Origin of the sequence: Veillonella sp., assembly GCF_018364065.1 — a bacterium.
Taxonomy (GTDB): domain Bacteria; phylum Bacillota; class Negativicutes; order Veillonellales; family Veillonellaceae; genus Veillonella_A.
The window spans coordinates 241,266-266,995 of sequence record NZ_JAGZMO010000001.1; the positions used below are offsets into that span (position 1 = coordinate 241,266).

Annotated in this window: 31 protein-coding genes; 1 reads left to right on the forward strand and 30 read right to left on the reverse strand. The window is 44.4% G+C overall.

Annotated features, from left to right (window positions below; translation table 11 throughout):
• Nucleotides 1-3: 3 nt before the first annotated feature.
• The 19 genes from KHZ77_RS01120 to cobU all read right to left on the reverse strand — a co-directional run bounded on the left by KHZ77_RS01120 (nucleotide 4) and on the right by cobU (nucleotide 15,904).
• Complete coding sequence (locus KHZ77_RS01120; protein WP_295194819.1) at nucleotides 4-807, reverse strand: TlyA family RNA methyltransferase; 804 nt, start codon at nucleotides 805-807, stop codon at nucleotides 4-6.
• 12 nt (nucleotides 808-819) lie between these two features.
• Entirely contained in the window at nucleotides 820-1,293 is a 474-nt protein-coding gene (locus KHZ77_RS01125) for a divergent PAP2 family protein (RefSeq protein WP_295194820.1), read from the reverse strand.
• Nucleotides 1,294-1,326: 33 nt separating this feature from the next.
• A complete protein-coding gene (locus KHZ77_RS01130) occupies nucleotides 1,327-2,205 on the reverse strand; it encodes a polyprenyl synthetase family protein (protein ID WP_295194822.1) in 879 nt (292 codons plus the stop codon).
• A 395-nt stretch (nucleotides 2,206-2,600) separates the two neighbouring features.
• The gene (xseB, locus tag KHZ77_RS01135) at nucleotides 2,601-2,807 is read right to left on the reverse strand and encodes an exodeoxyribonuclease VII small subunit (protein WP_295194824.1); all 207 of its coding nucleotides are present in this window, start codon (nucleotides 2,805-2,807) and stop codon (nucleotides 2,601-2,603) included.
• Nucleotides 2,800-4,026 (reverse strand): exodeoxyribonuclease VII large subunit, encoded by a 1,227-nt coding sequence (xseA, locus tag KHZ77_RS01140; RefSeq protein WP_295194826.1) that lies wholly within the window; start codon nucleotides 4,024-4,026, stop codon nucleotides 2,800-2,802. Before xseA ends, xseB begins: the two co-directional genes overlap by 8 nt.
• 155 nt (nucleotides 4,027-4,181) lie before the next feature.
• A complete protein-coding gene (locus KHZ77_RS01145; protein WP_295194828.1) occupies nucleotides 4,182-5,177 on the reverse strand; it encodes a metallohydrolase in 996 nt (331 codons plus the stop codon).
• Between the two features lie 11 nt (nucleotides 5,178-5,188).
• Complete coding sequence (gene nusB, locus KHZ77_RS01150; protein ID WP_295194830.1) at nucleotides 5,189-5,608, reverse strand: transcription antitermination factor NusB; 420 nt, start codon at nucleotides 5,606-5,608, stop codon at nucleotides 5,189-5,191.
• Entirely contained in the window at nucleotides 5,592-5,999 is a 408-nt protein-coding gene (locus KHZ77_RS01155) for an Asp23/Gls24 family envelope stress response protein (RefSeq protein WP_295194831.1), read from the reverse strand. The genes nusB and KHZ77_RS01155 overlap by 17 nt, the downstream gene beginning before the upstream one ends.
• Complete coding sequence (locus KHZ77_RS01160) at nucleotides 5,999-6,394, reverse strand: Asp23/Gls24 family envelope stress response protein (protein ID WP_295194833.1); 396 nt, start codon at nucleotides 6,392-6,394, stop codon at nucleotides 5,999-6,001. Before KHZ77_RS01160 ends, KHZ77_RS01155 begins: the two co-directional genes overlap by 1 nt.
• Before the next feature lie 87 nt (nucleotides 6,395-6,481).
• The gene (gene efp, locus KHZ77_RS01165; RefSeq protein WP_295194835.1) at nucleotides 6,482-7,039 is read right to left on the reverse strand and encodes an elongation factor P; all 558 of its coding nucleotides are present in this window, start codon (nucleotides 7,037-7,039) and stop codon (nucleotides 6,482-6,484) included.
• Nucleotides 7,040-7,054: 15 nt separating this feature from the next.
• On the reverse strand, nucleotides 7,055-8,164 hold the full coding sequence (locus tag KHZ77_RS01170; RefSeq protein ID WP_295194836.1) for a Xaa-Pro peptidase family protein: 1,110 nt from the start codon (nucleotides 8,162-8,164) through the stop codon (nucleotides 7,055-7,057).
• A 61-nt stretch (nucleotides 8,165-8,225) separates the two neighbouring features.
• Nucleotides 8,226-9,032, reverse strand: a complete 807-nt coding sequence (locus tag KHZ77_RS01175) for a pseudouridine synthase (RefSeq protein ID WP_295195111.1) — start codon at nucleotides 9,030-9,032, stop codon at nucleotides 8,226-8,228.
• 51 nt (nucleotides 9,033-9,083) lie between these two features.
• Nucleotides 9,084-9,713, reverse strand: coding sequence for an alpha-ribazole phosphatase (gene cobC, locus KHZ77_RS01180; RefSeq protein WP_295194838.1), 630 nt, complete (start codon nucleotides 9,711-9,713; stop codon nucleotides 9,084-9,086).
• On the reverse strand, nucleotides 9,676-10,827 hold the full coding sequence (locus KHZ77_RS01185; protein WP_295194840.1) for a threonine-phosphate decarboxylase: 1,152 nt from the start codon (nucleotides 10,825-10,827) through the stop codon (nucleotides 9,676-9,678). The genes cobC and KHZ77_RS01185 overlap by 38 nt, the downstream gene beginning before the upstream one ends.
• A gap of 87 nt (nucleotides 10,828-10,914) precedes the next feature.
• Nucleotides 10,915-11,898: a GHMP kinase gene (locus tag KHZ77_RS01190; protein ID WP_295194842.1), complete on the reverse strand. Its 984-nt coding sequence runs from the start codon at nucleotides 11,896-11,898 to the stop codon at nucleotides 10,915-10,917.
• A 12-nt stretch (nucleotides 11,899-11,910) separates the two neighbouring features.
• Complete coding sequence (gene cobS / locus KHZ77_RS01195) at nucleotides 11,911-12,645, reverse strand: adenosylcobinamide-GDP ribazoletransferase (RefSeq protein WP_295194844.1); 735 nt, start codon at nucleotides 12,643-12,645, stop codon at nucleotides 11,911-11,913.
• Nucleotides 12,646-12,771: 126 nt separating this feature from the next.
• Nucleotides 12,772-13,752: an adenosylcobinamide-phosphate synthase CbiB gene (gene cbiB, locus KHZ77_RS01200; protein ID WP_295194846.1), complete on the reverse strand. Its 981-nt coding sequence runs from the start codon at nucleotides 13,750-13,752 to the stop codon at nucleotides 12,772-12,774.
• Nucleotides 13,740-15,275, reverse strand: coding sequence for a cobyric acid synthase (locus tag KHZ77_RS01205; RefSeq protein WP_295194848.1), 1,536 nt, complete (start codon nucleotides 15,273-15,275; stop codon nucleotides 13,740-13,742). The genes cbiB and KHZ77_RS01205 overlap by 13 nt, the downstream gene beginning before the upstream one ends.
• On the reverse strand, nucleotides 15,275-15,904 hold the full coding sequence (gene cobU, locus KHZ77_RS01210; protein ID WP_295194851.1) for a bifunctional adenosylcobinamide kinase/adenosylcobinamide-phosphate guanylyltransferase: 630 nt from the start codon (nucleotides 15,902-15,904) through the stop codon (nucleotides 15,275-15,277). Before cobU ends, KHZ77_RS01205 begins: the two co-directional genes overlap by 1 nt.
• Before the next feature lie 173 nt (nucleotides 15,905-16,077).
• On the opposite strand from cobU, the gene KHZ77_RS01215 reads away from it, so the two are divergent.
• The gene (locus KHZ77_RS01215; RefSeq protein ID WP_295194854.1) at nucleotides 16,078-16,401 is read left to right on the forward strand and encodes a hypothetical protein; all 324 of its coding nucleotides are present in this window, start codon (nucleotides 16,078-16,080) and stop codon (nucleotides 16,399-16,401) included.
• Nucleotides 16,402-16,483: 82 nt separating this feature from the next.
• Here the strand turns inward: KHZ77_RS01215 and KHZ77_RS01220 are convergent, their stop codons facing one another.
• From KHZ77_RS01220 to KHZ77_RS01270, 11 genes are all read right to left on the reverse strand, one after another.
• Entirely contained in the window at nucleotides 16,484-16,993 is a 510-nt protein-coding gene (locus KHZ77_RS01220) for a cob(I)yrinic acid a,c-diamide adenosyltransferase (RefSeq protein ID WP_295194856.1), read from the reverse strand.
• A 41-nt stretch (nucleotides 16,994-17,034) separates the two neighbouring features.
• Nucleotides 17,035-17,445, reverse strand: a complete 411-nt coding sequence (gene ndk, locus KHZ77_RS01225) for a nucleoside-diphosphate kinase (protein ID WP_295194857.1) — start codon at nucleotides 17,443-17,445, stop codon at nucleotides 17,035-17,037.
• 38 nt (nucleotides 17,446-17,483) lie between these two features.
• Nucleotides 17,484-18,350, reverse strand: coding sequence for a zinc metalloprotease HtpX (htpX, locus tag KHZ77_RS01230; protein ID WP_295194859.1), 867 nt, complete (start codon nucleotides 18,348-18,350; stop codon nucleotides 17,484-17,486).
• Between the two features lie 220 nt (nucleotides 18,351-18,570).
• Entirely contained in the window at nucleotides 18,571-19,485 is a 915-nt protein-coding gene (gene thrB / locus KHZ77_RS01235; RefSeq protein ID WP_295194861.1) for a homoserine kinase, read from the reverse strand.
• 8 nt (nucleotides 19,486-19,493) lie between these two features.
• On the reverse strand, nucleotides 19,494-20,783 hold the full coding sequence (locus KHZ77_RS01240) for a homoserine dehydrogenase (protein WP_295194863.1): 1,290 nt from the start codon (nucleotides 20,781-20,783) through the stop codon (nucleotides 19,494-19,496).
• A gap of 186 nt (nucleotides 20,784-20,969) precedes the next feature.
• Complete coding sequence (locus KHZ77_RS01245; RefSeq protein WP_295194864.1) at nucleotides 20,970-21,419, reverse strand: ACT domain-containing protein; 450 nt, start codon at nucleotides 21,417-21,419, stop codon at nucleotides 20,970-20,972.
• Nucleotides 21,412-22,431: a lysylphosphatidylglycerol synthase transmembrane domain-containing protein gene (locus KHZ77_RS01250; RefSeq protein WP_295194867.1), complete on the reverse strand. Its 1,020-nt coding sequence runs from the start codon at nucleotides 22,429-22,431 to the stop codon at nucleotides 21,412-21,414. Before KHZ77_RS01250 ends, KHZ77_RS01245 begins: the two co-directional genes overlap by 8 nt.
• Entirely contained in the window at nucleotides 22,428-23,279 is an 852-nt protein-coding gene (locus tag KHZ77_RS01255; protein WP_295194869.1) for a ChbG/HpnK family deacetylase, read from the reverse strand. The genes KHZ77_RS01250 and KHZ77_RS01255 overlap by 4 nt, the downstream gene beginning before the upstream one ends.
• A 106-nt stretch (nucleotides 23,280-23,385) precedes the next feature.
• Nucleotides 23,386-23,850, reverse strand: coding sequence for a nickel insertion protein (gene larC / locus KHZ77_RS01260; protein WP_295194871.1), 465 nt, complete (start codon nucleotides 23,848-23,850; stop codon nucleotides 23,386-23,388).
• Nucleotides 23,851-24,127: 277 nt separating this feature from the next.
• Entirely contained in the window at nucleotides 24,128-24,841 is a 714-nt protein-coding gene (gene larB / locus KHZ77_RS01265; RefSeq protein WP_295194872.1) for a nickel pincer cofactor biosynthesis protein LarB, read from the reverse strand.
• Nucleotides 24,810-25,628, reverse strand: a complete 819-nt coding sequence (locus tag KHZ77_RS01270) for an RNA methyltransferase (protein WP_295194873.1) — start codon at nucleotides 25,626-25,628, stop codon at nucleotides 24,810-24,812. The genes larB and KHZ77_RS01270 overlap by 32 nt, the downstream gene beginning before the upstream one ends.
• Nucleotides 25,629-25,730: the final 102 nt, after the last annotated feature.

The following is a 25,730-nucleotide window of genomic DNA, read 5'->3' on the forward strand; positions in this document are numbered from 1 at the left end:
CACCTACATTTGATGTGCCGCCTTGACTGTTTCGTCGATTAACTCGTCCGTCACTTCAAGGGCGCCCTCTCCTGATTTCTTGAAATACCCTAAAAACTCTATGTTGCCTTCCGTCCCCTTAATCGGTGAGAATGTAAGGCCATGTACATAAAATCCACAGTCTAATGCGACCTGTAAAATGCGTTGCAACACTTCTTTATGTGTAGAAGCTTCGCGCACAATACCGCCTTTGCCCACCTTTTCGCGGCCCGCCTCAAATTGAGGCTTAATAAGTGCCACCAAAGAACCGGAGTCTTTTAACAATGTAACTGCTACGGGCAGAACTTTATCCAAGGAAATGAATGCCACATCGATGGATATGAAGTCGGCCAACTCGCCTAATTGCTCCGGCGTAACAGTTCGTATATTCTGCTTTTCCATATTGACCACACGCGGATCCTGCCGCAGCGACCAGGCCAACTGGTTGTACCCCACATCAATGGCAAATACTTTAGACGCGCCGTTCTGCAGTGCACAGTCGGTAAAGCCGCCTGTGGAGGCACCAATATCTATCATTACCTTGTCGGTTAAGTCGATAGGATATAGTTGCAATGCTTTCTCCAGCTTCAGGCCGCCGCGACTCACATACTTGAGCTGCTGCCCCTTCACTGACAAGTCGGCATCTACCGGCACTTTGGTACCGGCCTTATCCACACATACAGTGCCCATAAAAATCTGCCCTGCCATAATTGCCAGCTTCGCTTTCTCACGGCTTTCAAAAAGCCCGCGATTCACCAGCAATACGTCCAAGCGTTCCTTTGTACTCATATTCTGTCCTTACTATAAAAAATTATAAAAGATGATGGATGCCACCACATACCCTAAAATGGCGCCGCCAAATACTTCCAGCGGTGTGTGACCCAACAATTCTTTCAACATGCGCCCGCTGGTGCCGTCCATATGAACCTGCACGCCGCGCGTTTTAAAATGTTCTAATAACTGGTTTAAGATTTGCGCCTGCCGACCGGCCTCGCGTCGCACACCGGATGCGTCATACATAACAACCAATGAGAATACGAGCGCCACGATAAACAGTTCCGACGAAACGCCTTCTTTATATCCCAGCGCCGTCGTAAGACCTACTACCAAGGCTGTGTGAGAGCTGGGAAAACCGCCGGCTCCGATGAGTCGTTCCCATTGAAAACGTTTTATCTGCATCAGAACGATGAAGAACTTCATCACCTGAGCTAAAAACCATGACCATAAGGCGGCCTGACCGATATAATTTGCAAACATTTCAGTTAAAAAATCCATATACTTTCAAGTACCCCTTCATTATAGGTCCGGTTAATGGGTCCGGTGAATTAAATAGTCCGCCAATGCTATTAAAATAGATACATCGCCATCTACATCCTGCAGCGCCGTTTTAGCCGCTTCGCATACTTCCATCGCTTTCTCACGGGCTTTCGCTTCCCCAAGCAAGGATACATAGGTGGCCTTATGAAGTTTTTCATCACTCCCCGGCATTTTGCCCAAGTCTTCAATAGTTCCGGTCACATCGAGAATATCGTCGGTGATTTGGAACAGAAGACCCATGAGGTCGCCGTAGGTTAAATACTTTTCACGTACTTCAGCAGGTGCATTACTTAAGATAAGGCCGATTTCAATGGCCCCTAAGAACAATGCGCCTGTTTTCCCTTTGTGAAGAATCTGTAACTCTTCCAAGGATAACACTTTATCTTCCGAGGATAAATCGAAGGCCTGACCGCCTACCATGCCGCTCGGACCGGCCGCTTTCGCCAACGCCACCATGGACTGAATCTTTTGTGCATCAGTAGCTACAGTGTTGCGTCCCATGAGCTCAAAGGCAAAGGTGTTGAGACCGTCGCCCGCTAAAATGGCCATGCCGTCACCATACACTTTGTGATTTGTCAGATTGCCGCGGCGATAATCGTCATCGTCCATAGCCGGCAAATCGTCGTGAATCAGCGAGTACGTATGAATCAGTTCAATGGCGCAGACCAATTCTTTGTATGGTTCCGCACTGACACCGAGGGACTCCATAACAGCCTTAGTCATAATAGGACGAATACGTTTACCGCCCATCATGAGACTATATTTCATCGCTTCATATAGTCCGCTGTACTCCTCACAGGGAGCTTCAAGAACAGTAGCTAAAAACTCTTCTGTCCACGCTTTGCCTTCTTTTAAATAGGCTTTTAACATAAAAATCTCCTATGCACTTATACACGTATATACAATTTTAGTATTTTATGAATACCCTTTTGTATACTCTATGCAAGCGACTTGATGATAGAAAACTGTGTAAGCGGTTATAAAATAAGATAGTAACTAAATACTTTCTACTTTAACCTTAAATAACATAAATTCATTTGTACTCATGTATAGTATAAAGTATCAAAACTGAATATACTAACATCATTATTATACACTATTTTATTTATTTTATACAAAGTAATTTATGCAATTTATACATTTTTTTGCTGAATAACAAAATTTTTTATAAGACACATAAATTGTATACAAGTACAGGTATATATTCAGCTTCTATAACGTTGTTCTTCTATACATTTCCTCTGAATATGCACTAAAATATGTGCTTATTCACCGATGCGCACTTCATCGATAATCTGCTTAACTTCGCCCTCTACACTTTGAAGCATTTCAGAACATTCCTTAACTAAAGTTAAGCCTTTTTTATACTGTGCCAGCAATTCGCTGATAGACAATTCATTTTCGTCCAGGTTGCGTACCACTTCTTCCAAAGCGGCGTATTTCTTCTCGTAAGATTTCAATGTATTAGCCATGTTTAACAATCTCCTCTACTTTCGCCTGTATTTGACCGTCCTGTAAAATCACGTCAATCGACTGTCCCGGTGTAACCTGATCAACTGAAGATAAGGCTTTACCGTCCAATTCGACTTTACTGTAGCCCTTTACTAATAAGTGTAACGGATTCAACAACTCAAGCTGTTTTGCCAATAAGGCCAATTTATTTTCCTTAGTGCCCATCTGCGTCTTTACTTGACCTTCCAGACGATGTACCAGCTCCTGAAGGCCGCTCCGTTCTTTGTGAATCAAGGTTAACGCCGGAATACCCAACTTGCGGTTAAAAATAGCCTGCAGTTCCTGTTTCTTTACTTCCAATGTGCGATTCATCACATGATGGAGATAATTTTCTTTTTCTTCCAAGCGCTGTAATAAATAAGGCACCGGGAATACAGTTAATTCCGCTGCATGACTTGGCGTAGCACCGCGTGCATCAGCGGCAAAGTCGCACAAAGTATAATCGGTTTCATGACCGACAGCAGATACAATCGGTTTATTTGCATTGTACACGGCCTCTACGACGGCACGATCATTGAAACACCATAAGTCTTCCATGGAGCCACCGCCGCGACCTACAATAATTAATTCCACATCTTTATCCGCATCGGCCCGCTCAATCCCCTTCGCAATGACAGGGCCCGCTTTTTCGCCCTGCACAGGTACAGCGAACAGTTTAAACTTCACAAACGGATTGCGTTGTTCCGCCACATGCAAAATATCGTGCAATACCGCACCGGACTGTGACGTAACTAAGCCGATACAGGTGGCCATTTCAGGGAGCGGCTTCTTGTGAGATTCATCAAAATAACCTAAGGCGGTCAATTCTTTTTTTAGCGCTTCATAGGCCAGTTGATATGGGCTCTTCTGTCCCACTTCCATGTCATTGCAGATTAAACTGAGACGACCTGTTTTTTCGTAAAAGTTAATAGACGCACGCATAGTGACAAACAGGCCGTTTTCCAGCACGCCTACGAGGCCTTTTTTCTGAGCCGTACTTGCCCAGAGCGCCACATCGATAGACGCATCATCATCTTTTATGGAGAAATAATAATGTCCTGTACTGTGTCGTTTCAAATTGGAAATCGTACCGCCTACATAACAGTTTTTCAGCAAATACTCCCGCTCCAGCGTGCGTTTAACCAGCGCACACAGGCGGGTAACGGAAAATACATCCATAGGAACTCCTTGTCTTTCCATAAACTTGAATAATACCTGCTATTAGTATAGCAGGTATTTAATGTGTATATAAAATAATATAGTATGTCTCCGGTATTTCGTTAGTATATCTCGTATTTCTTTAATATAGTGTATCTCGGTATTACGCTGGTTTATCTTAAAAGGCTATTTCGAAATCACGGAAGAATGGCCTTTTTATTAAATAACGACGCCCCATACGCTACACCGGTTGCGTTATCAGAGCTGTATTTCGGGTCGGCGAAATGGAGTTGTACGCCTTCTTTGACACCATAATCACATAGTGCCTGGCGCAAATAGTAATTGCACATAACACCGCCAACGGCGATTAAGTGTTCCGCCCGCTTCTGTTTATTATAATATGTTAAAAACTTAACGATAGACTGACTGATGCAACGGAATACGGCCAAACCCAATTCAGCCGGCTCGTATTCACCGCGTTCCAGGCGTCGAACAGCTTCACTGCATGGTCCGCCAAAGCTCATCTGTCCCGCCTTAACGGCTACAGGGAGGGGGTTATCCAACGGTGCTTCTTCCCATCGTTTCGCATGGGGATACGCATTGCGCACCAACGTTTCCAAATGTGGGCCTGCGGGGAACTGCAATCCCAGAGCTACGCCCATACGGTCTACAAACTGACCGCCGTGAAGGTCGATGGATCCGCTGATGAGTGTAGCTGTAAATAGCTCATCACCCTGCGGTTCACAGTACAGAAGTTCTGTAGTACCGCCGGACACATGAAGGCTGTAAAATGGCTCCTGTAATAAGCCGCCTAAGTCACGTACAGCGGCTAAAATATGATTCTCCTGGTGAGAAAATTCGTAAAGGGGCACCTGTAACGCATGTGACAGGCTTCGTCCCATGCCATGGCCCACCAGGAAGGCTGGCATGTACGAATCTTCTTCGCGACGCGGAAACGCGCTCACACCGATGCCCTCTATGGCATACGCATCTAACGGCAATGTTTCAATAAGTTCAGGCAAGGCGCGAGTATGTTGAAATACCATTTCCGACTGCTGCAAACCGCGGCGGCCGGGTTTAACCTTCAGTAAACGTCGGGATTCCGCCAACAATTCTCCCTCTTCGCCGACCAAGGCGCAGGATGTAGTATAACAACTGGTATCAATGCCTAAAAAAGCAACTTTCTTATCCATAGTTACTCCGCTTAGGCGTTAGCGCCGCTTTTATGTTCCTTGCTGATTACGTCCAATACGGCATTGACGAACTTATAGCTCTTGTCGGCGCCATATTCTTTTACAAGCTGAATCGCTTCGTTAATAACGATGCCCGCTTCCACAGGTTCCGGAGCGTATACCATTTCCCAAGTGGCCAAGCGCAACACATTGCGTTCCACAGCGCCTAAATGAGCGATTTTACGCTTTGGCGAATGACTTTGCAACAAGGCGTCAATAGCTTCTAAATTCGCTTTAGTTCCGTCAATGATGGCGTTGGCATAGGCAATATCCAAGGCGCCGAAATCATCTGTCGGAATAGGAGTTGATTCTTCTCCCTTATGAAATTCCAATGCATATAGAGTTTGAAATGCATATACTCTAGCTAAACGACGATTACGATTCTGTTTCATTCTTTGTCTCCTCTGCCACCTGATCGGGTCCTATAATATGTTCAAAGTGAACATCAATTCTTACATCCGGTATATCCAGCATGCGCTTTAATTCCGCTTTTATTTTCTGTCTGATTTCTTTCGCCATATCCATTAAGCTGTACCCGTAAAGTACATTCAAGTAAAGGTTAATTTCCAGGCCTTCTTTTCGATGTCTTACGTTCATGCCCGGCAAGCTCTTCTGACCGAAGTTTCGAGCAATGCCGTTTACAACGCCGTAATAAAAGTTGCTGTTCAACGAGTGATAGCCCGGTGTTTCCGTAACCACATGTGTGGCAATCTGTAAAATCACATCGTCCGACACTTGCACTTTAACGGCTGTATCCGTATTTTTCTTATTTGTTTGGTCCATTATTTACCTCTCTCCCTTACACCGCCCATAGGAGTAAATATGTCTTCAAACACAATTTCCTGTACATAAATATTAACAGCTTCCACAACGGAACCGGTTAATTCCACGATACCCGACTTTACATGTTCCTGCACACGAAGAGCCACATCGGGAATGCGGTATCCGTACTGCGCCACCACATACAAATCAATAATGAGGCTTTGATCTTCACTGCGGCTGATGCGCACGCCTTCCCATTGATTCTTAATGCCCACCAGATTGGCGATATCATCACCCGCCGTGGTGCTCATAGAGCTGATTCCGCGCACTTCAAGAGCGCGCAAAGCGGCTATCGTCGTATACACAGAATCACTGATTTTTGTTGCACCATCAAAGAAAGAACTTTTATCACTCATAGCAGGCCACCTCTCAGACATAAGTATAAAAGCATTTGCCTACAACGATTGCGCGTCAGAGACAAATGCTTTACAAGTTAAATTTAATTACGCACGTTCGATGTACTGACCGGTACGAGTATCAATGCGAAGAACATCGTCAACTTCGATGAATAAAGGTACTTTTACTACATAGCCGGTTTCCAATGTAGCCGGTTTGTTACCGCCTGTAGCAGTATCGCCGCGGATGCCAGGGTCAGTTTCAACTACGCGAAGCTCTACAGCAACAGGTAAATCGATACCGATAACGATGCCTTGGAAGAACATAATGCTTACTTCCATATTTTCAAGAAGGAAGTTTTTAGCGTCGCCCAATTGTTCTTGGTTCAATTCTACTTGATCGTAAGTTTCATTGTCCATGAATGTATAAGCTCCGTCAGCTTCGTATAAGTATTGCATACGACGACGGTCAACATGTGCTTTAGGCACTTTTTCACCGGCATTGAAAGTACGTTCAACAACAGCGCCTGTTTGCAAGTTCTTTAATTTACAACGCACAAAGGCGGCACCTTTACCTGGTTTTACGTGTTGGAAGTCTACAACTTGCCACACGTTACCATCGAGCTCAATTGTTACGCCCGGGCGAAAATCATTACTAGAAATCATTTAAAATCCCTCCGTTTAACCTTTTACTTCTATTAATTCCTTAGTGGTGTGAGTGATTATCTCACAGCCATTATCGGTAACAATAACTGTATCTTCGATGCGAAGACCACAATCGCCGTCATTGAACTTGTCAATGGCATGACAACCTTCCAAATAGATACCCGGTTCCACCGTAATAATCATATTCGGTTCCAATACTGTGTCAGACTTCGGTGACGCCACCGGTTCTTCGTGAATATCAAGACCTACGCCGTGGCCTGTACCATGCTGGTACACCAAGTCTTTCAAGTCTTCCCGCGCCTTAAAATTAGCGCGACACGCTTCATCTAAATCACGGCCTGTAATGCCCGCTTTCACGGCTTTGACGCCGTTCATCTGCGATTCCAGGATCGTATTATACAAGAATTTCTGGAACTCCGATGCTGTGCCCATTACAATCGTACGGGTCATATCGGAATGATATCCTTTATACACGCTGCCGAAGTCAAATGTGACGAAATCGCCGTCTTCAATGACTTTATCGGACGCTACACCATGAGGCATGTTGGAGCGAATACCGGAAGCTACAATCGTTTTAAATGAAGGTTCTTCGGAACCGCGATCCATCATTTCCTTTTCAAGAATGATGCGCGCTTCGTTTTCCGTCATACCCACTTTGAGCTGTTTCAGCATCGCTGCAAAGGCTTCGTCGGCAATCTTCGCCGCATACCGCATCAATTCCAGTTCATCTTCACGCTTAACGGCGCGTACGGTGGCCAAGTTGACTGATTTGAATTCCTTAATATCTGTCAGTGCTTCGCTCATTTTTTTATACGTATCTACAGGCATGCTGTCGCCTTCAATAATACAAGTTGCAATAGGCGTACCGGAATCGTTGATTAATTCCTTGATAGTCTGCCAGATTGAATCTTTATATTGAATCACTTCATACCCTTCACACTGATTAGCAGCCTGAATGCGATAACGGCTGTCCGTAATCAAATAGGCATCTGTGCGGGTTATGAACGCAACGGCGGTTGTACCTGTAAATCCGGTGAAATATCTTAAGTTTGTTTCGCTGAGTATAATACTCGCATCGTAATTTTCGGCTTTTAAAAAGTCTTGTAAACGATGTAATCCATTCATAAAAAGACTCCCTTACCATTAAAATTTTTCATTTAATGATACCATAAAAACGGAATTTTGACTATAACTTTTCATAGTCTTCCGGCAAAAGAATTGCATACTGACCTGTTTCTTCGATACCGGATAAATCAAAAGGCCCTACGGAAAGTCGTTTCAAATAGACCACTTCACCGCCGGCCGCACCAATCATGCGCTTCACCTGATGATACTTGCCTTCCGTAACTGTGATCATGGCTGCATTACAAGAGCCTTCTAAAGGCTGTGCTCTATGGGCATCCTCTTCTTCAATGCGACTCAGCTCATCACCATCTATTTTACATGGTCCGTCACCGGCAATCTTACGCCACTCGTCGCCGTCACCCAACAATGTTAAATGGGCCGGTTTGCACTTAGTACCGTCGCCCAGCTCCATACCGGCCGCAATGCGGTCCAGTCCTTCTTCACTGAGTGTTCCGGTGTATTCCACGTAATATACCTTCTCTATTTCTTTTTTGCCATTTATAATGCGATGCGCCCAATTGCCGTCATTGGAAAGGAGCAAGAGCCCCTCAGTATCCTTATCCAGTCGTCCTACAGGAAATACTTCCAAGGTAGTAAACTCCGGCGGCAACAGCTCCATTACTGTAGGCTGTTTCGTATCATGAACTGCACAGATATATCCGGCCGGTTTATTAAAGGCCACATAATATACCATCTGCATAGATACAGGCTCATTTTTTACGGCTACCACGTCTTTGTCCGTATCAATGGATACGTCCTTTTTACGGGCCGTTGTTCCATTCACCGTAACCAGCCCCTGCTTTATGAGGCTGTGCACTTCTTTGCGTGTACCGAACGCTTTATGAGCTAAAAATTTATCTAAGCGCAATCTCACTACATTCACTACTTTCTAAATATACTATGCGTACTGCCTATACTTCTATTTTACCAATTCCAAATGCTTTGTATCATTCAGGAAGTTCAAGATATTGTGATCATCAGCACCGGAGCCATAATATTCCAACTTGGTAATGGATGTATTGCCCTGGCTGAAGCTCCAGGAATAATGAAGCGGCAAGTTCAAAATCTTACAAATAATGGTACGGTTAGTGCCCCCATGAGCCACCACCAAAATGCTTTTTTCACTGCCTACATCAGTCATTTCATCGGTCAATGCAGACCAGGCGCGATCCTGTACCTGCGCAAAGGTTTCCCCTTGAGGAAGGTTTAATTTATCCGGATTGCGATACATTGTAAAAATGCCGTTTGGCCAACGTTCATTAATTTGCTCATAGTTCAAGCCTTCCCATTCACCGAAGTTGATTTCCTGAAGGCGTTTATCAGTTTTAAAGGAGATATTGCGGCCTTCGTAAATATATTCCGCAGTAATGCGGGCTCGATCCAGGTCACTGGCAATAATACTGTCAAAATGAATCGGTTTCAACACTTCCGCCACCGCTTTCGCCTGTTTAATGCCTAGCGAGTTAAGCGGCACATTCGTGTGCCCCTGGTATAATCCTTGTTTATTCCAGTCAGTCTGACCATGTCGAACTAAATAAATTGTGTTCATCAGCAAACTCCTTTACCTGTGTTAGTAACATATCATTTTCTTCTTCTCTTTTTACTGCTATGCGAAACCATCCGGTTCCCAAACCTTCATAGGCTTCGCAATTTCGAATCATTATATAGCGACGATTTAAAAATGCCGTCAATGCCTGTAAATCAGGTGATTCAGGAAGCCAACGGACCAAGATAAAATTCACTGTCGGTTGCACTACCTGCAAGAACGGAAGTTCCATTAAGGCATTAGAAAATCGTTGTTTTTCTTTTTGTATAAACACTTTGCTCGCTTCAATATATTCTTTGTCGGCCAATGCCGCTTCCCCGTAGATTTGAGCCGCCCGATTGACGGACCAGGCAGGTAAAACCTGTTTAACCTGCTCCAACAAGGCCGGTGCTCCCAATAAGGCGCCTAAACGCAACCCGGGAACAGCATAGAACTTCGTCAACGAATGAAGAATTAACAAATTGTCATATTTCTTCAAAAGCGGTCTCGCACTATGGCTCTCGTCGGTGAACTCAATAAAGGATTCATCGACCAGTACAAAACTGTTATAGCTTTTCCACTTAGAAATAATCCCATCCAACTCGTCCGGATCAATCAATGAACCGTCAGGATTATTAGGATTGCCCATAATGAGAAGTGACCCGTCAACAACGCTTCCGGTCGAAGCATCAATAATTCTTTCGGCAAAAGTAGCAGCTCTTTCCATAGAAGCATCCATACTGCGCCCCGTAGAATCTATCTGTTTTCTATAAGAAACGACGTTCTTATTAAAAGCCCGCGCTCCTTTTTCATATTCGGAAAACCCCGGTGCCGGCACATACACGGTACTGTTTACCAGTGAAGCCATCAGCCCATATAAAAGCTCAGCGGCGCCATTGCCTACCAGTATATTTTCGGCAGGTAACGACAAATGCGTGCTTAAGGCTGTGAGTAAACCTTTGTTATGAATATCCGGATAATGTATGCATTGTTCCCATGACCGTTCTAAGGCACGACGACCTAAGGGACTCATGCCAAGGGGATTTATATTGGCACTAAAATCAAGCACGTGTTTCTCATCCACCTGATGAGCGGCACTAAATTCATATATATTACCGCCATGCTGATTTCCGCTCACGTTACTCCTGCTTTCCTTTGCACACAAAAATGTTTACGAACTTGAAACTTTAAGTCGTAAAAAGAATCTCTTCAAATTATAAAAGGCCTACTCTTTTATTGTAACATAGGTTATACCTGTGTTTATAGTATTCACTGTATAAAGATAAGATAAGTCCGCGCATCGTTGCAATACGTGCGGAACTATTTCATCCGTCATCTGATCTACCGGATACAGTAAGGCCATAACTGTTCCGCTATGAGCCACTACCAGACCCAAACTGCCCGTTTCTTTGCCAATTTCAACAAGTGTTGGTACATGTTTTTTATATAAAATTGACTGATTAGCCAGTGCACTCATCGTAGCCGCTCGGCCAATCAATGAACTGTCGCCCCTTTCAAATCCGGCCAACAGTAACTCAAAGGCTTCTCGTATCACATCTTCTTTAGCGGCCACTTTTTCCTTCAAATCTATCCGACTATTGAAAGCTACCGTATCCACGGTGCCCCCTTCATCAAAGATGACCAGCTTCATAGACGGAAGTTCGCCTAAATAACGCGTAACCTTACCTTTATAATAATCAAATTGAACAGAGCCGGGATAAAAAGACGCATCGCTTGGTTCAATAGCCAAACAGAGCTTCGCCAACTCTTCATAGGATAAAGTCTTTCCTTTTAAAAGTGATGCCGCCATAGCAACGGCACTAATATCCGCGCTGCTGGAGGCGAGCCCTTTTCCCTGTAAAAGTTGAGATAATCCGATGATATTGTTCACATCATTGCCTGTAATTCCTGCAAGCTCCACAGCATGTAGGGATTTACTCTGTAATGAAAGAGTATCTGTAATGATATTCGTATTTGTATTGATATTTACATTCGACTCAGTGACTTCCGCATCAAGATATCTCCACAACTCTTCCGGCAAATGTGGTTCAATAATTCCCTTTACAGCGTCTAACCGGATCTTCAGATTGTCACCGCTGATTGCGTAAGAGTATAAATTAATCGGGCAGGTTACGAGAAAGTCCTGCCCGTCAATGGAGCCCTGCAGGAGTTCACCGCAGGAGCCCGGTGATTTTACAATATGAAGCATTCGTACCGCCCCTTACATGCCCAGACCGATAACAACCATGAGAAATATAAGTTCCGTTGTTTCAATGACGAAACCATAGGTGTCGCCTGTAACGCCGTCAATCTGTTTCATAATAAACTGATTAAGTATGAGATTAATAGCTATTACACTACCCATATAGAGCAGGTAATGCCAGCCATATAAGAATACAGGCCACAACGTCAAAATCGTACTGATCCACAATGTACTCTTCGGCGAATAAACGGCAAAGGCCTTGCCCATCCCTTCAGGACGGGCATAAGGAAAGAGCCGAATACTTAAGGTCAGTCCGTAGCGGCTCAATAAAGGCATAATGAACAGCACTTCGTATATGTACGTCTGGGAAACAATGAGCAACAACTGCCATTTTAAAAGGACCAGAAAGACGAAGCCGATTACGCCGTTAGAGCCTACGCGGCTGTCTTTCATAATTGCCAGCTTCCGTTCCTTGTCGCGACCGGAAAAAAGGCCGTCACAAGTGTCCATAAAGCCGTCCGCATGAAGACCGCCGGTGAAGAGAAACTCAAATATAACGGCACCCAAGGCGACCAGCTCCAAGGAAATTCGCCCCGCCAAAAGCCACCAGTAGCCCATCAAAAAGGCACCAATAACAGCACCGACTAAAGGAAAATAAACTACACTTTTGCCAAAGTCCTCGATATTCCATTCCGTTTGATTCACAATCTTTAACCGCGTTAAAAATTGGAGACCTACAAAAAATGCGTTCATTCATACTCCTTTATACTATCTTAACTAGTTATATAATCTTAATGCTTTATACAATCTTACTTTTTTAAAATCTAACGTTTAAAATTTCGGTCACAAAGTTTTTAACATAATAAACTGACCGATACATTACAATAAACTGATTATCAGTTTAGACAGCCCCATGCTGAGTAAGATTCCCAACATGGTACAAACATACATAAGGCCCGCTGTATTCACAATATGTCGTGCCCGTAAAGGACGCAGATTATCGCCCATATAGGCGCGGAATGTAGTTTTATCTCCATATGTATTATAGCCGCCCAGGCGAATGTGTAAAGCCCCTGCTACCGGAGCCTCCGCGTAGCCCCCATTAGGACTTGGATGCTTGTGAGCGTCACGTACAGTTATGGAGATAGCCTTACGCCAGTCAAGCCGCATAATAGCCGCCGCCAATACATAGAGAATGAAGGTAATACGGGCGGGAATGTAATTAGCCACATCGTCCAAACGAGCCGCAAAGCGACCGAAGTATATGTACCGTTCATTCTTATAACCCAACATGGAGTCCAATGTGTTTACGGTGCGGTAGAAAATGGCACCCAAGCTGCCGAAACAGGCAAAGAACAGGAGCGGTGCAATAATGCCGTCCACCGTATTCTCCGCAATAGTCTCCACGGTGGCTCGCGTAATTTCACCTTCATCAAGATCGGAGGTTTTGCGCCCCACAATATAGCCCACTTTTTTTCGCGCCATATCGAGCTTCTTCCGGCGCAGCAATTCACTGATTTCAAGACCGGCCGATGCCAAGCTGCGCGGGCTGATTGAAATATATACGAGGAAAATATCTACGAAGTACCCCACCCACGGGCTAATTGTGCCGCCCAGGAGTTGTAAGCCGAAAGATATAATTAACACTGTAAAAATGGTTAATATAACCGTAAGAAATCCATGGAAAAACTGGCGTTGCGGACGTTCCTTCTGCTTGTAGAGACGACGCTCATATATGCTGATGCAGCGACCGATTAACGCCACCGGATGATATTTCGAATTCGGATCGCCCAGCAGGCAGTCCATAATAAATGCCCAGAGCGGAATCAGATAGAGTGAATTATTAATTAACCATTCCATACATTTGGCTCCTTAAATAAATGATTAATGTAATCCATGTCCAGGTGAGACTCCACAATATCGGCCAACCGATTATAGGCCGCCTCCTTATGGGCTCTATACTTAAATGTGCGCTCCAACGGAGGTAATCCTTTATTGATACGCAATTGATTTAATATAAAATAACGCAACTCGTCATTATCGAAAATACCGTGAATATATGTGCCAAGCACACGGTTCTCCGATCCTGTACCGCCATCGCCGATTTGTACGGCATCATGGCTGCGCTTCGTTATCATGAAATTAGGTGTATGTTCGCCCTCAAATTCAGTGCGTCCCATATGAATTTCATAACCTGACAGATCCTGACCTTCATAGGTACCGCCCATAAATCGCAGGCACGGCACATCAAAAGCAACCTGATGAGTCATTTTCTCGCGGCTCATAGTAGTTACCATAGGCAGCAGATTTAGCCCGTCCATAGATTTTATGGACCCTTCCATCCCTTCCGGATCAGCCAGCTTTGTACCCAGCATCTGATAGCCGCCGCAAATACCGATAACCGGTACCCCTTCAGCCACCAAGGCGGCCAATTCATCAGCGTAACCTTCTTCTTTAATGTACTGCAGGTCCGCCAAAGTATTCTTGGAGCCCGGTAAAATAACTAAATCGCTGTAGCCAATGGATTCTCCGGGCTTCACGAAGCGAAGGGCCACGTCAGGTTCTCTCGACAAGGCGTCAAAATCAGTGAAGTTGGAAATCTTCGGCGTTTGAATCACGGTGATGGTCAATTCCTTATTGCGGAGAAACGGCCGTTTCTCCAAAGCCACGGAGTCTTCTTCGTCAATATCCAGATTATCAATGGCGGGAATCACTCCTACCACCTTCTTACCCGTTTTCTGTTCAATAAAATCGAGCGCCGGTGTGAGGAGATTAATATCACCGCGGAATTTATTGATAATTACGCCCTTTACCAAATCTCGTTCTTCCGGTTCCAACAATTCCAAGGTGCCTACAATGGCTGCAATGGAACCGCCCCGATCTATGTCCGCCACCAGTAATACCGGAATATTGGCCATCTTGGCAACGCGCATATTCACAATATCATTGGCTTTCAAATTTACTTCCGCCGGACTTCCCGCCCCTTCAATAACGACGCGTTCAAAGTGTTCGTCTAAATAAAGAAGGCTTTCTTTTACCTTATCCAGAGCCATTAAGGAATATTTCGTATGATAATCCTTCGCACTGTACACGCCTACAGGTTTCCCCATAAGTACTACCTGCGAAGACTGATTGCCCGTCGGTTTTAAAAGGACCGGATTCATCTGTACGATTGGCGGAATACCGGCCGCCTCCGCCTGTGCCACCTGAGCGCGGCCAATCTCGTGACCCCACAAAGTAACAAAGGAGTTGAGCGCCATATTCTGCGCTTTAAAAGGAGCTGTCTTATATCCTTGTCGATAAAAAATTCGGCACAATGCAGTGGTTATAATGCTTTTTCCCACATTTGAACTAGTGCCTTGAAGCATAATTTTCTTCGCCATTATATATGAACCTCCTTCGATTTAACTTCTATAGTAATACCGCTAACGGTCAAATATACTTCATCCGCCGCTGCCGCCACATGCTGATTCAAATAGCCGGCCACATCTCGAAAATGACGGCTCAGCGCATTGTCCGGTACTATGCCGGACCCCACCTCATTTGTCACCATAATCAAAGTCTTATGATGGGCCCGCGTCGATTCAATAATGCGGTCAAATTCGTTAGTTAGGCGCTCCTGAAGCGCATCAACAGCTTCGCTCGTAATAGGATCGGAAAGTTGAAGCACGTAGTTTGTCACATACATAGTTAAGCAGTCAAGTAATATAATGGAGCCTTCCCCGTCCATCACCTGAGACCAATGCTCTTCCAGTGCCAAGGGAATCTCATGTGTTTCCCAACGGGTTCCGCGACGATGCTTATGATTTGCTATGCGCCCTTTCATTTCATCATCAAAGGCTTGACCGGTAGCTACGTATAGTAGGCCTGCCTGCTTGGAATCTATGACGGCATCAGATGACACATCACCTGCACCGTGTTTTTTCATGTAGAGGGATTGAGCCAAGCGTTCGGCAAATTCACTCTTGCCGCTTCTGGCACCACCCGTGCACAATATTATCTTCGGTTCCATCGAATCAGCCTTTCTTCTGTGTCTAACATCATTCACATATTGAATAGCTTACTTAAGCTTCAATCTTGATACATATATTTATAATATCACGTTTCGTAAAATTATAGCATTGCACTTTTCATATACACATTCATAGGCTATACTAAGAGCAATTACAACCAAAGGAGATCTATATGACTATCGAAAATCTATCCTTACAAGTATTTGCCACCTTATGGGAAAATACCTATCGCGTGGTCGCCTATAATCAAAATGAAGAATATACAGCCACGGCCCGCGTCATCGTATCCATACCTCTCAGCGGCGATGCATTGCCTCCCAACGCGCCGGAAGCGGAACCACAACTTCATGTATTAGTGGAAGACTCGCTTATCAACGCTGAACAAATTATCGAGTTTGAAACTATTTTTGCCGCCAAATTGCGAGAGAAGTTCCAATATAATATTAACACAATCTTTTTCTTCTATCCCAGTCCGGAAGATATGCTGAATAAATAATTCTTAACGAAGTGAAATAACTTAATAGTATTAACTAAAAAAGCTATGTTACCGCTCTTATAGTAGTAACATAGCTTTGTTTTTACACATCTAATTCGGCTTCTACTCGTGCTAACATATAACAGCAATCAGACAGGCGATTCAAATATTTAACATTCACGTCATGCACTGCTTCGCCTTCAGCTCTTACGCGCCAAAGAGCGCGTTCCGCACGGCGAACTACAGTACGTGCCTGATGCAAAAAGGCGGAACTCCGGTTATCGCCGGGCACAATAAAGGCCGTCAACGGCGGTAACTGTTCAGAGTACTCGTCAATAATATGCTCTAACGCTTCAATATGAGCTTCCGTAATCATCGGCTCCTGCCCCAAGCTGGATACATCGGCCATTAAAAGCCATAAGTCTTTTTCCATCTTGTACAAATAGTTGCGCACCGATTCATGAGTGGCAAAAGAACGGCATACACCGAGTACAGCCTGTAACTCGTCAATTGTACCGTACGCTTCTACGCGATAAGAAGCCTTAGAATAACGTTCGCCCGTACCTAAGGAAGTTAAACCTTCATCACCTGTTTTTGTGTAAATTTTCGTCATATCTTTACCTCATGAAAAAGCAAAAATAATCCTAAGAGTTATTAATTTTTAAATTCAGGGAACCATAGAGCTACTTCACGTTCCGCAGTGCTTACCGCATCAGATGCGTGCACTACGTTTTCATTAATAGCCAAACCGAAATCACCGCGGATACTGCCCACTTCCGCCTTCAACGGATCAGTGGCACCGTTTAACTGGCGAATAGCTGCTACTGCGTTAGTACCGCTGAGCACCATAGCCACTACAGGACCGGAAGTAATGAAAGCGATTAAGTCTTCAAAGAAAGGCTTATCCTTGTGTTCCGCATAGTGAGCGGCCGCCAAATCGCGCGATACATTAATCAGCTTCATGGCACTGATGGTCAGGCCTTTACGTTCATAACGGCTGATAATTTCACCGCAAATTTTCTTGGCAACGCCGTCCGGCTTAATTAATACTAATGAATGCTCCATGTTTTCCTCCTAATTACCTATCTGACTAAACGATCAGATTAATGCATCTTAGCTGCAATTTTCTTTAATTCTTCAATACGAGATTCCGTGGACGGATGGGTACTGAATAAACTTTTCATACCGCCTTTGAAGTGACTGAGCGGGTTGATAATAAACATATGAGACGTTGTTTCCATGCGTGACGTGCTGGCCGGCAACGTACCATACTTCGAGTAATAATCAATTTTAGCCAATGCGGAAGCCAAAGCCAACGGCTTTCTGCTCATCATAGCACCGCCTTCGTCGGCCAAGTATTCACGAGAACGGGAAATCCCCATCTGAATGAGAGCCGCCGCGATAGGTGCCAAAATAATGGTGGCGAGCATGGCAATCGGATTGCCGCCGCCTTCGCGATCGTCACTGCGGCCGAAAATGGCGAACATCTGCATCATATTGGCAATCATGGTGATAACCCCGGCCAATGTGGCTGCAATTGTACTGATCAGCGTATCGCGATGCTTAATATGCGTTAACTCATGAGCTAATACGCCTTCAATTTCATCGTCTGTCAGAAGGTCCATAATACCGGTAGTTACCGCCACGGCACCATGTTCAGGGTTTCTACCTGTGGCAAAGGCATTCGGCACATTCGTATCGATTACATACACCTTCGGCATAGGAAGGCCGCCATTTTGAGCCAGTCTGCCTACCATGTTGAACAATGCCGGATTGCTCTGCGCTGTTACCGGCTGTGCATTGTACATGCTGAGTACAATTTTATCACTGTTCCAATAGGAAACGGCATTCATAACCATAGAGATCAAGAACATTGTGATGAGACCGCTACGTCCTGCGACGAGCTGGCCGATTACCATCAAAATGCCTGTCATCAGAGCTAATAAAACTGCTGTTTTAACATTATTCATTTATAACATCCTTTTTTCTTTAACATAGAAGTAACAATAAACACTAAAAAGCAACAAAATCACTGAAAAGTAACGAATCACTAAAAAGCATCATAATCACTAGAAGTATCCAAGAAAAAACTAATAAACTCCTCGTATTAAGGCGAAATGATTCCGAGAACCCGTCCCGAAATCATTTACACTTATAATTATATCTTATTTAACGTTGTTTTGCAATTTTCTACACGTAAGCAGCACCGATTGTATCCGGTTTCAATACATAGCTCTTGCAGGCAATACCATTTGTTTCAAAAACATTTTTCATAGCCTCCGCCACATCTGCCGCCGCTGATGCGGGACAGTAGGCAATCAAGGTAGATCCGGAACCGCTAATCGTGGCTCCATGAGCTCCTTTTGCCAACGCCGCGTTGAACACGTCCTCGCAATGAGGAATGAGTTTCTTCCGATATGGCACATGTAAGTAGTCTTCCAGAGCAACTTTTAAAAACTCCGGTTTATCCTGCTGTAAGGCCGTCACAAATAAGGCGGCATGACTCACATTGGCTGTGGCTTCATGATGACTTATTTCCTTCGGCAGCACACTGCGCGCATATTCCGTAGATACGGTCACTTCCGGTACAGCTACGGCAAAAAATACATCAGTTGGAATCATAACAGATGTATAGAAAAGGCCTGCTTCCGCATTTACAGCGCAAATTAAATTGCCCAGTAAAGCGGGTGCCACATTGTCCGGATGACCTTCAATGCGATTGGCCAATTCCACCAAGCGCTCTTTCGAAAGAGGTTTCTTCAAGAGTTTATTGGCCAGCAATAAGCCTGCCACAATAGCGGTCGAGCTGCTGCCCAATCCCCGTGAAGGCGGAATATTGGTGTCACTGTGAATATGACCATATTGAGGTGCTTCACCGGCTTCGGCAAATACCACATCCATGGCACGGCCGACCAGGTTTTGACTCTGATCTTCTTTTTCCAGCAATTCAGCATCAAATCCGGTAAAGCTATATGTATTGGCGGTACTGCCGGCATCATGTGTAAAAGTAAATGTGTTATAAAGTTCCAAGGCCAGTCCCAGACAATCGAAGCCGGGCCCGCAGTTGGCGCTGGTAGCCGGTACACGAACGCGAATCGTTTCCATAGTACCTCCTATTCTGGCATGATGCGGATTACACTGCCTAACTCACGAACTACACGAAGATTTTTAAACGCGTCGATTACATTTAAAATGTAAGAGCGCGGACATGCGGCCGTCACAATGGCCAGAGTAGCGAATTTTTCGTTTTCATTACGTTGAATAACGGATTGAACTGAAATGCGCTGCTCCGCCAATTTCGAGGCCACTTTCGCCAAAACACCGGTGTTATTATCCACCAGAAGGCGAATATAATGAGACGATTCAATCTTCCCCGGTGCGTAAAGATTCTTTTCCGGATTGAAGAAAGAAATTAAACGTCCTGTATTTTCATTTTGAATATTTTTGGCAATTTCCATAATATCGCTAACTACGGAACTGCCTGTAGGCAAGCTGCCTGCACCGCGGCCATAGAACATGGCGTCGCCGATGCCGTTGCCTTTTACGTAAAGGGCGTTGTAAGAACTGCGTACCGAAGCCAGCGGATGATCCGAAGAGATAAACGCCGGTAATACATTGAGGGACAAACCTTTTTTCGTTTCCTTCGCAATACCTAATAATTTTATGGTGTATCCGAACTCTTTGCCGAAGGCAATGTCTGTCGCATCAATACGGGTAATCCCTTCCACGTTTACGTCGCTGAAAAACAACTTGCGGTTAAAGGCGATGGATGACAAAATAGCCAGTTTTCTGGCTGCATCATACCCTTCCACATCGGACGTAGGATCTGCTTCCGCATATCCCAGCTCCTGCGCCTCTTTCAACACTTCTTCGTAACCGGCACCTTTTTCTGTCATATTGGACAGAATAAAGTTGGTGGTACCATTTAAAATGCCCACCAGTTCAGTTATTTTATTGCCGCCCAATGATTCATAGAGCGTGCGGATAATTGGAATACCGCCCAATACACTGGCTTCATAACGCAAATCTACATTCTGTTTAGCTGCCAGTTCTAATAAGTATGGGCCATAATCGGCCAACAAATCTTTATTTGCGGTCGCTACATGTTTGCCCGCCATAATCGCCTTTTCAATACAATCCTTGGCGAAGTCGATGCCCCCCATGACTTCCACAATGATTTGTACCTCAGGATCGGCCAAAATGGCGTCCACGGATTGGATAAATTGTGTGCCTTCCGGCAACTCAATATGCTTATACTTGTCCGCGTTGCGCACAAAAATAGATTTTACATGAATCGTTACGCCCGTACGTTGTGCAATGAGCGCCTTATTACTCTGCAGTAATTCAAACGTCCCCTGCCCAACAGTACCGAAGCCCAACAATGCAACATTTACCTGTTTCATATATGACCCTCACTCTTACTTCTCTTTATTTCTCGTTTAATACATCCCGACCTATAAAGCATATCTCTCATTTCTGCTCTATAGGCATATTTTCATATCTAAGCTGCAACAATCGTACTTCTCGCACGTTCAAACGCACTTCTTGCACGTTTGCTGCAGCGCTGTTATATTACAGCGAAAACCGGCTTATGCCTGGCCTAAGATTTCTACTTTTAAAATACCGCGAATGGAGCGAATATGATCAAGTAAGTCTTCCAAGGAACCGGATAAGTCTTTTGTTTCAAATGCGATTGTTACGTTCGCAATGCCTTGTAATGGAATATCCTGGTTGATAGTCAAGATACTGCCGTTGCTTTCTGCAATGGCTCTCAAAATATTGGACAACATACCGGATTCATTGGACATGGAAATGGTAATAGATACAATTTTGCCCTGCGCAATTTCATAGAAAGGAAATACATAATCCTTGTATTTGTAATAAGCGGAGCGGCTCAAGTCCATGCGTTCTACCGCTTCGTTAATCGTTTTAGCTTCACCCAGTTTAAGGATTTCTTTTACTTTAATGGTCTTTTTAATTGCCTCTGGGAGAATGTCTTCCTGCACCAGATAAAATTTGTCTTTCTTCAACTTAGCCAATTTTGTTGCCTCCTTCTTCATCTTCACGGACATTAATTTCACCGGCTAAGAACCGATGGCCGTAAAGTGTAAACACCGAGTACATGCCGATAAAAAATGGCACATATTCCGCTACTATTCGCCAACCCACAGCCACAATTCCGACCGTTCCTACAGGCAGGAAATCACTGAAGAGATAGATGAATAGCCCTTCCGCAACACCGGTGCCTCCCGGAGTGGGTGCAAAATACAAAATAAGATTTAATAATATCATCCGATTGAGAATATCTACAATCGGTATATCAACCGTAAATGCCCACATAAGGGCCGGTGCAATCGCATATAAGAATAATAAACTGATGCCGGACTCAATGAAAACGAGAAACGATTGCCAAGGTCGCGCATATAAAAGCCCGAGCCCATCATTGAGTTCTTTCAGTTTTAATAACCATGCTTTAGGTGTACCTTTATTGGTTTTTCGGGCAATCCACAACACGGCGCGTTTCATCAAATTGGTGCGCAACGCATACAACCCTATAATCGTACAAACAACCATGACCAGCGAAAGCTGTAATAAGGTTGTATTGGAAATATAAGGAATGGTAATGGATCCATGCAGGAAAATAAACGGGAGCATAACGATGAGGAAGAATATGGAAAATATAGTTCTCACCAGTACAATTGGTGCTCCCTTCATAATAGGCACCTTATAACTTTTTAAAATAAGCATCTGCGCAATCGCCCCGCCGCTGGCGCCGGGAGTCAGCATCGCCATAAAATAGTTGCCGAATATGACGCGCAAAATAGCTCGAATCGGAAGGGCATAGCCCCCCATTTTAACCAGGCGTTGCAGTCGCAAACCATCAAAATACATGCCGATGGCCAACGCTAACAGCGCCAATAACAAAGAGGAAATGTTGAATGTCTGCAAAGTCCTAAGGGACTCCAAATCAATCGTAAAATAAATAGTCAGACCGGAGATGACAAACAGTAAGGCAGCCAACATAAGCCCACGTTTTACCATCTTATTCATTCACATTCTCCATAATTCAATAGTTGGATATTATGTGCTTCAATAAACTGTCTGATTACCGGGGAGCACATAGAATACAATTCACTTTCCCAATGGTAATCCCAGTGGAATTCCTTATTCAGCACGCTGTCTTTTGCCCCCGGATGCGTCATAATTTCATGACTGCCCCGCATATTGGCAATGCGTCCTAAAATGTGAAGCAAACGGTCTTCTGTCAAACGACCGCCGCTCATCATGCCCCAGAAATAACGAGGTGACCAGATACCGTTGCGGCTTGTAAAGGTGTAGGCGTGGTCCGCCACTTCCGCAAGACCTACCTTGCCGATATACCGCCCCCATTGCGTAATGCCGTTCATAAAGAATCTATCTTCTGCGGGAATACGCATCTTGGTGATGCCGTATTTCTTCAGAAGGGAAACCATAATCGGCGTAATCTGAGGGAGTACATGTAAGTGCTGGTGTCCGTCAGCATGCGTAATGTTAAGTCCGGAGGACATAACTTTTTCAAACTGCAGGTCCAACTCATTGTATACTTCCTGGAAATTAATCTGCCCCATGGCCGCTTTCTTAATGAACTTCGGATAGGATTCCACAAGTTTGCCGTCTTCCAACAGGCTTGGTACCTTTTCCGGATCACTTAACGGTTTCAAACCGCCCACAAGGGCTGTGTGAACCCCGATGCCGAGTTCCGGTAAACTTTTTGCCGCCTCTACGGAACCGTCAAAATCATAGCCGTTCGCCAATAAAGACGTACTGGTTATAATCCCTTCTTTATGGCCGCGCACAATCCCCTTATTCACTTCTTCATGGAGGCCAAAATCATCTGCATTTACTATTAAACGTATCATAATTTTACTCTTTCTTTTATACACTCACACTGTAGAAGTTATATTTAATTGCAACATATGTCCATTCGTAGTGTATAGCATTTTTTATATAATGTAAATCTCTTTTTTATTTTTCTTTCGAGCCGGAAACAACTATGGCCATAACTTCCTGTTCAATGAGCTTCAGCGGTTGTTTCAGCCCTGATGCGGCGGCTGCCACATCTTCGTATTCCAATGTGGTATTCACACATTCACCTTTGTAAAAGGCTCGTTTCACATGGATGGGAAAACCTCTATATTCTACCACTTGAAATGTTCTTTCGCAAATAGAACGTTCCACCGGAAAATAACGAAAGCCTATCGTCGTCGTTTGGGTAAATAAAAATGCTTCCACTTCTTCAAGTAAAGCATTGTCACATAATATGGACAACAATATGGCGGGCCGACCTTTTTTCATGATAATCGGTGTAAGCCACGCATCATTGACACCCATGGTTAATAAATATTCCAGCACCGCCGTGTAAAGCTCCGGATTCATATTGTCGATGTTTGTTTCGATCTGGATAAGATTCTTATCAGCTTTATATTCCATACTACTCTATCACCTCCATATGCTGAGACCGCCGTACTGAAAACGAGGTTACACCGCTACAGTATGCCCTGTTATCAGTGTAACCCGAATATATTAATACATTCACAATTATATTTAAACTAAAGATAAACAATGCAGTATTTCAAACTACATATTCCGGTTATCGACTCAGAAAACATATCTCTTACTCTATGAGAGTATATAATTCGTATCGTTGGAATTATATAATTCTTACCTTTGGAATTATATACCTCTTATCGACAGAATTATATAGTTTTTATCTTTGACTGTTTATCATGTGAGCCAACCGCCCTGCGCCGAAGCCGTTATCGATGTTCACAACGCCTACCCCGGCCGCACAGGAATTGAGCATACTCAAGAGGGCTGCCAAGCCGTGGAAGCTGGCACCATAGCCAACTGACGTAGGTACAGCCACAACCGGTTTTGATACGAGGCCGCCCACTACACTGGCCAAGGCCCCTTCCATACCGGCTACAACGATGACCACATTGGCCTCCTGAATGGTTTCCATGCGGTCGAATAGTCGATGAATCCCCGCAACGCCTACATCATAGATGCGCTCCACTTTATTTCCCATCAGCTCCGCTGTCAATGCCGCTTCTTCCGCCACCGCAATGTCGCTGGTGCCTGCCGTAACAACTGCAATTATACGGTCACCGTTTTTCAATTCCTCATCGCCGCGACTGTATATAATCCGGCTCGTTTCATCGTATTGAATATGCGGAATATCCTTGCGCAACGCTTCATAGATACTGCGACGCGCACGAGTTCCCATATATGTTTTATAATGAGCATCCAATTCTTTAAAAATTAAGATGCACTGTTCATCTGTTTTGCCTTCGCAATATACAACTTCAGGAAATCCCTGTCGTTCTGCACGTTGCAAATCCACTACCGCATGGGCGTAGCCGGGTCCTTCAATCGATATAGTCTTGCCATCATTCACAGTCGTCACACTCTCTGGCAGCATAAAAACACAGCGCCGCCGCCACATTCAAATTCAATGATTCAATCGGTCCGTACATAGGAATATGCACTCGTTTATCCGCCATTTGAAGCCATTCTGCGCTTAAGCCGCGTGCTTCATTCCCCAACAGGAAAACGGCGGGATATGTGAAGTTCGTCTTATATAAGGACGTTGCTTCTTCCAGTGCGGTGCCGTAAAACGTAAGGCCCAGTTGAGATTTTAAAGCCCTCATAGTCTCCAAATCCACATCTTCAATAATAGGCAATTTTGTAATCGCGCTCATGGTGCTGCGAACCGTTTTTTCATTATACGGATCCACACTGCCCTTTGTAAGGAAAATGGCTTTAACACCGGCTGCCAACGCTGTACGAATAATCGTCCCCAAGTTTCCCGGATCCTGTACTTCATCCAATAGAGCGTAAATAGCCTTCTCCGGTTTCTCGGTAAAGTCTTTCACCACATCGTCCATAGAAAGGGACTGTTTTTTCACAATGCCAACAATGCCCTGACCATGAACCGTTTTTTCCACTTGCTTAAAAAGCGTCTGATTCATTACATACACTGAAATGGACCGCCCTTCCGCCTCTTTAACTACGGCTTCACCGTCTTCACTGTCCCGAAACACATCGGTCATCAAAACGGATTGCACATAGCCCGTAGGCATCATGTCCACAACGGTTCGAAGTCCTTCTGCCAAGTACGCCTGATGTAAAGTGCGATATTTTTTCTTTTGCAAAGATTGGGCAAACTTTAATGTTTTACTGTCTTTTGACGTAATTATCTCAATCACCGCTACACCTCCTGACGTCCTTACAGAATATACATTGTACTCTTAATTATAACATATGTCAGTATATTTTTAGTAAAATATATCCGTATTTATTAGAAATTA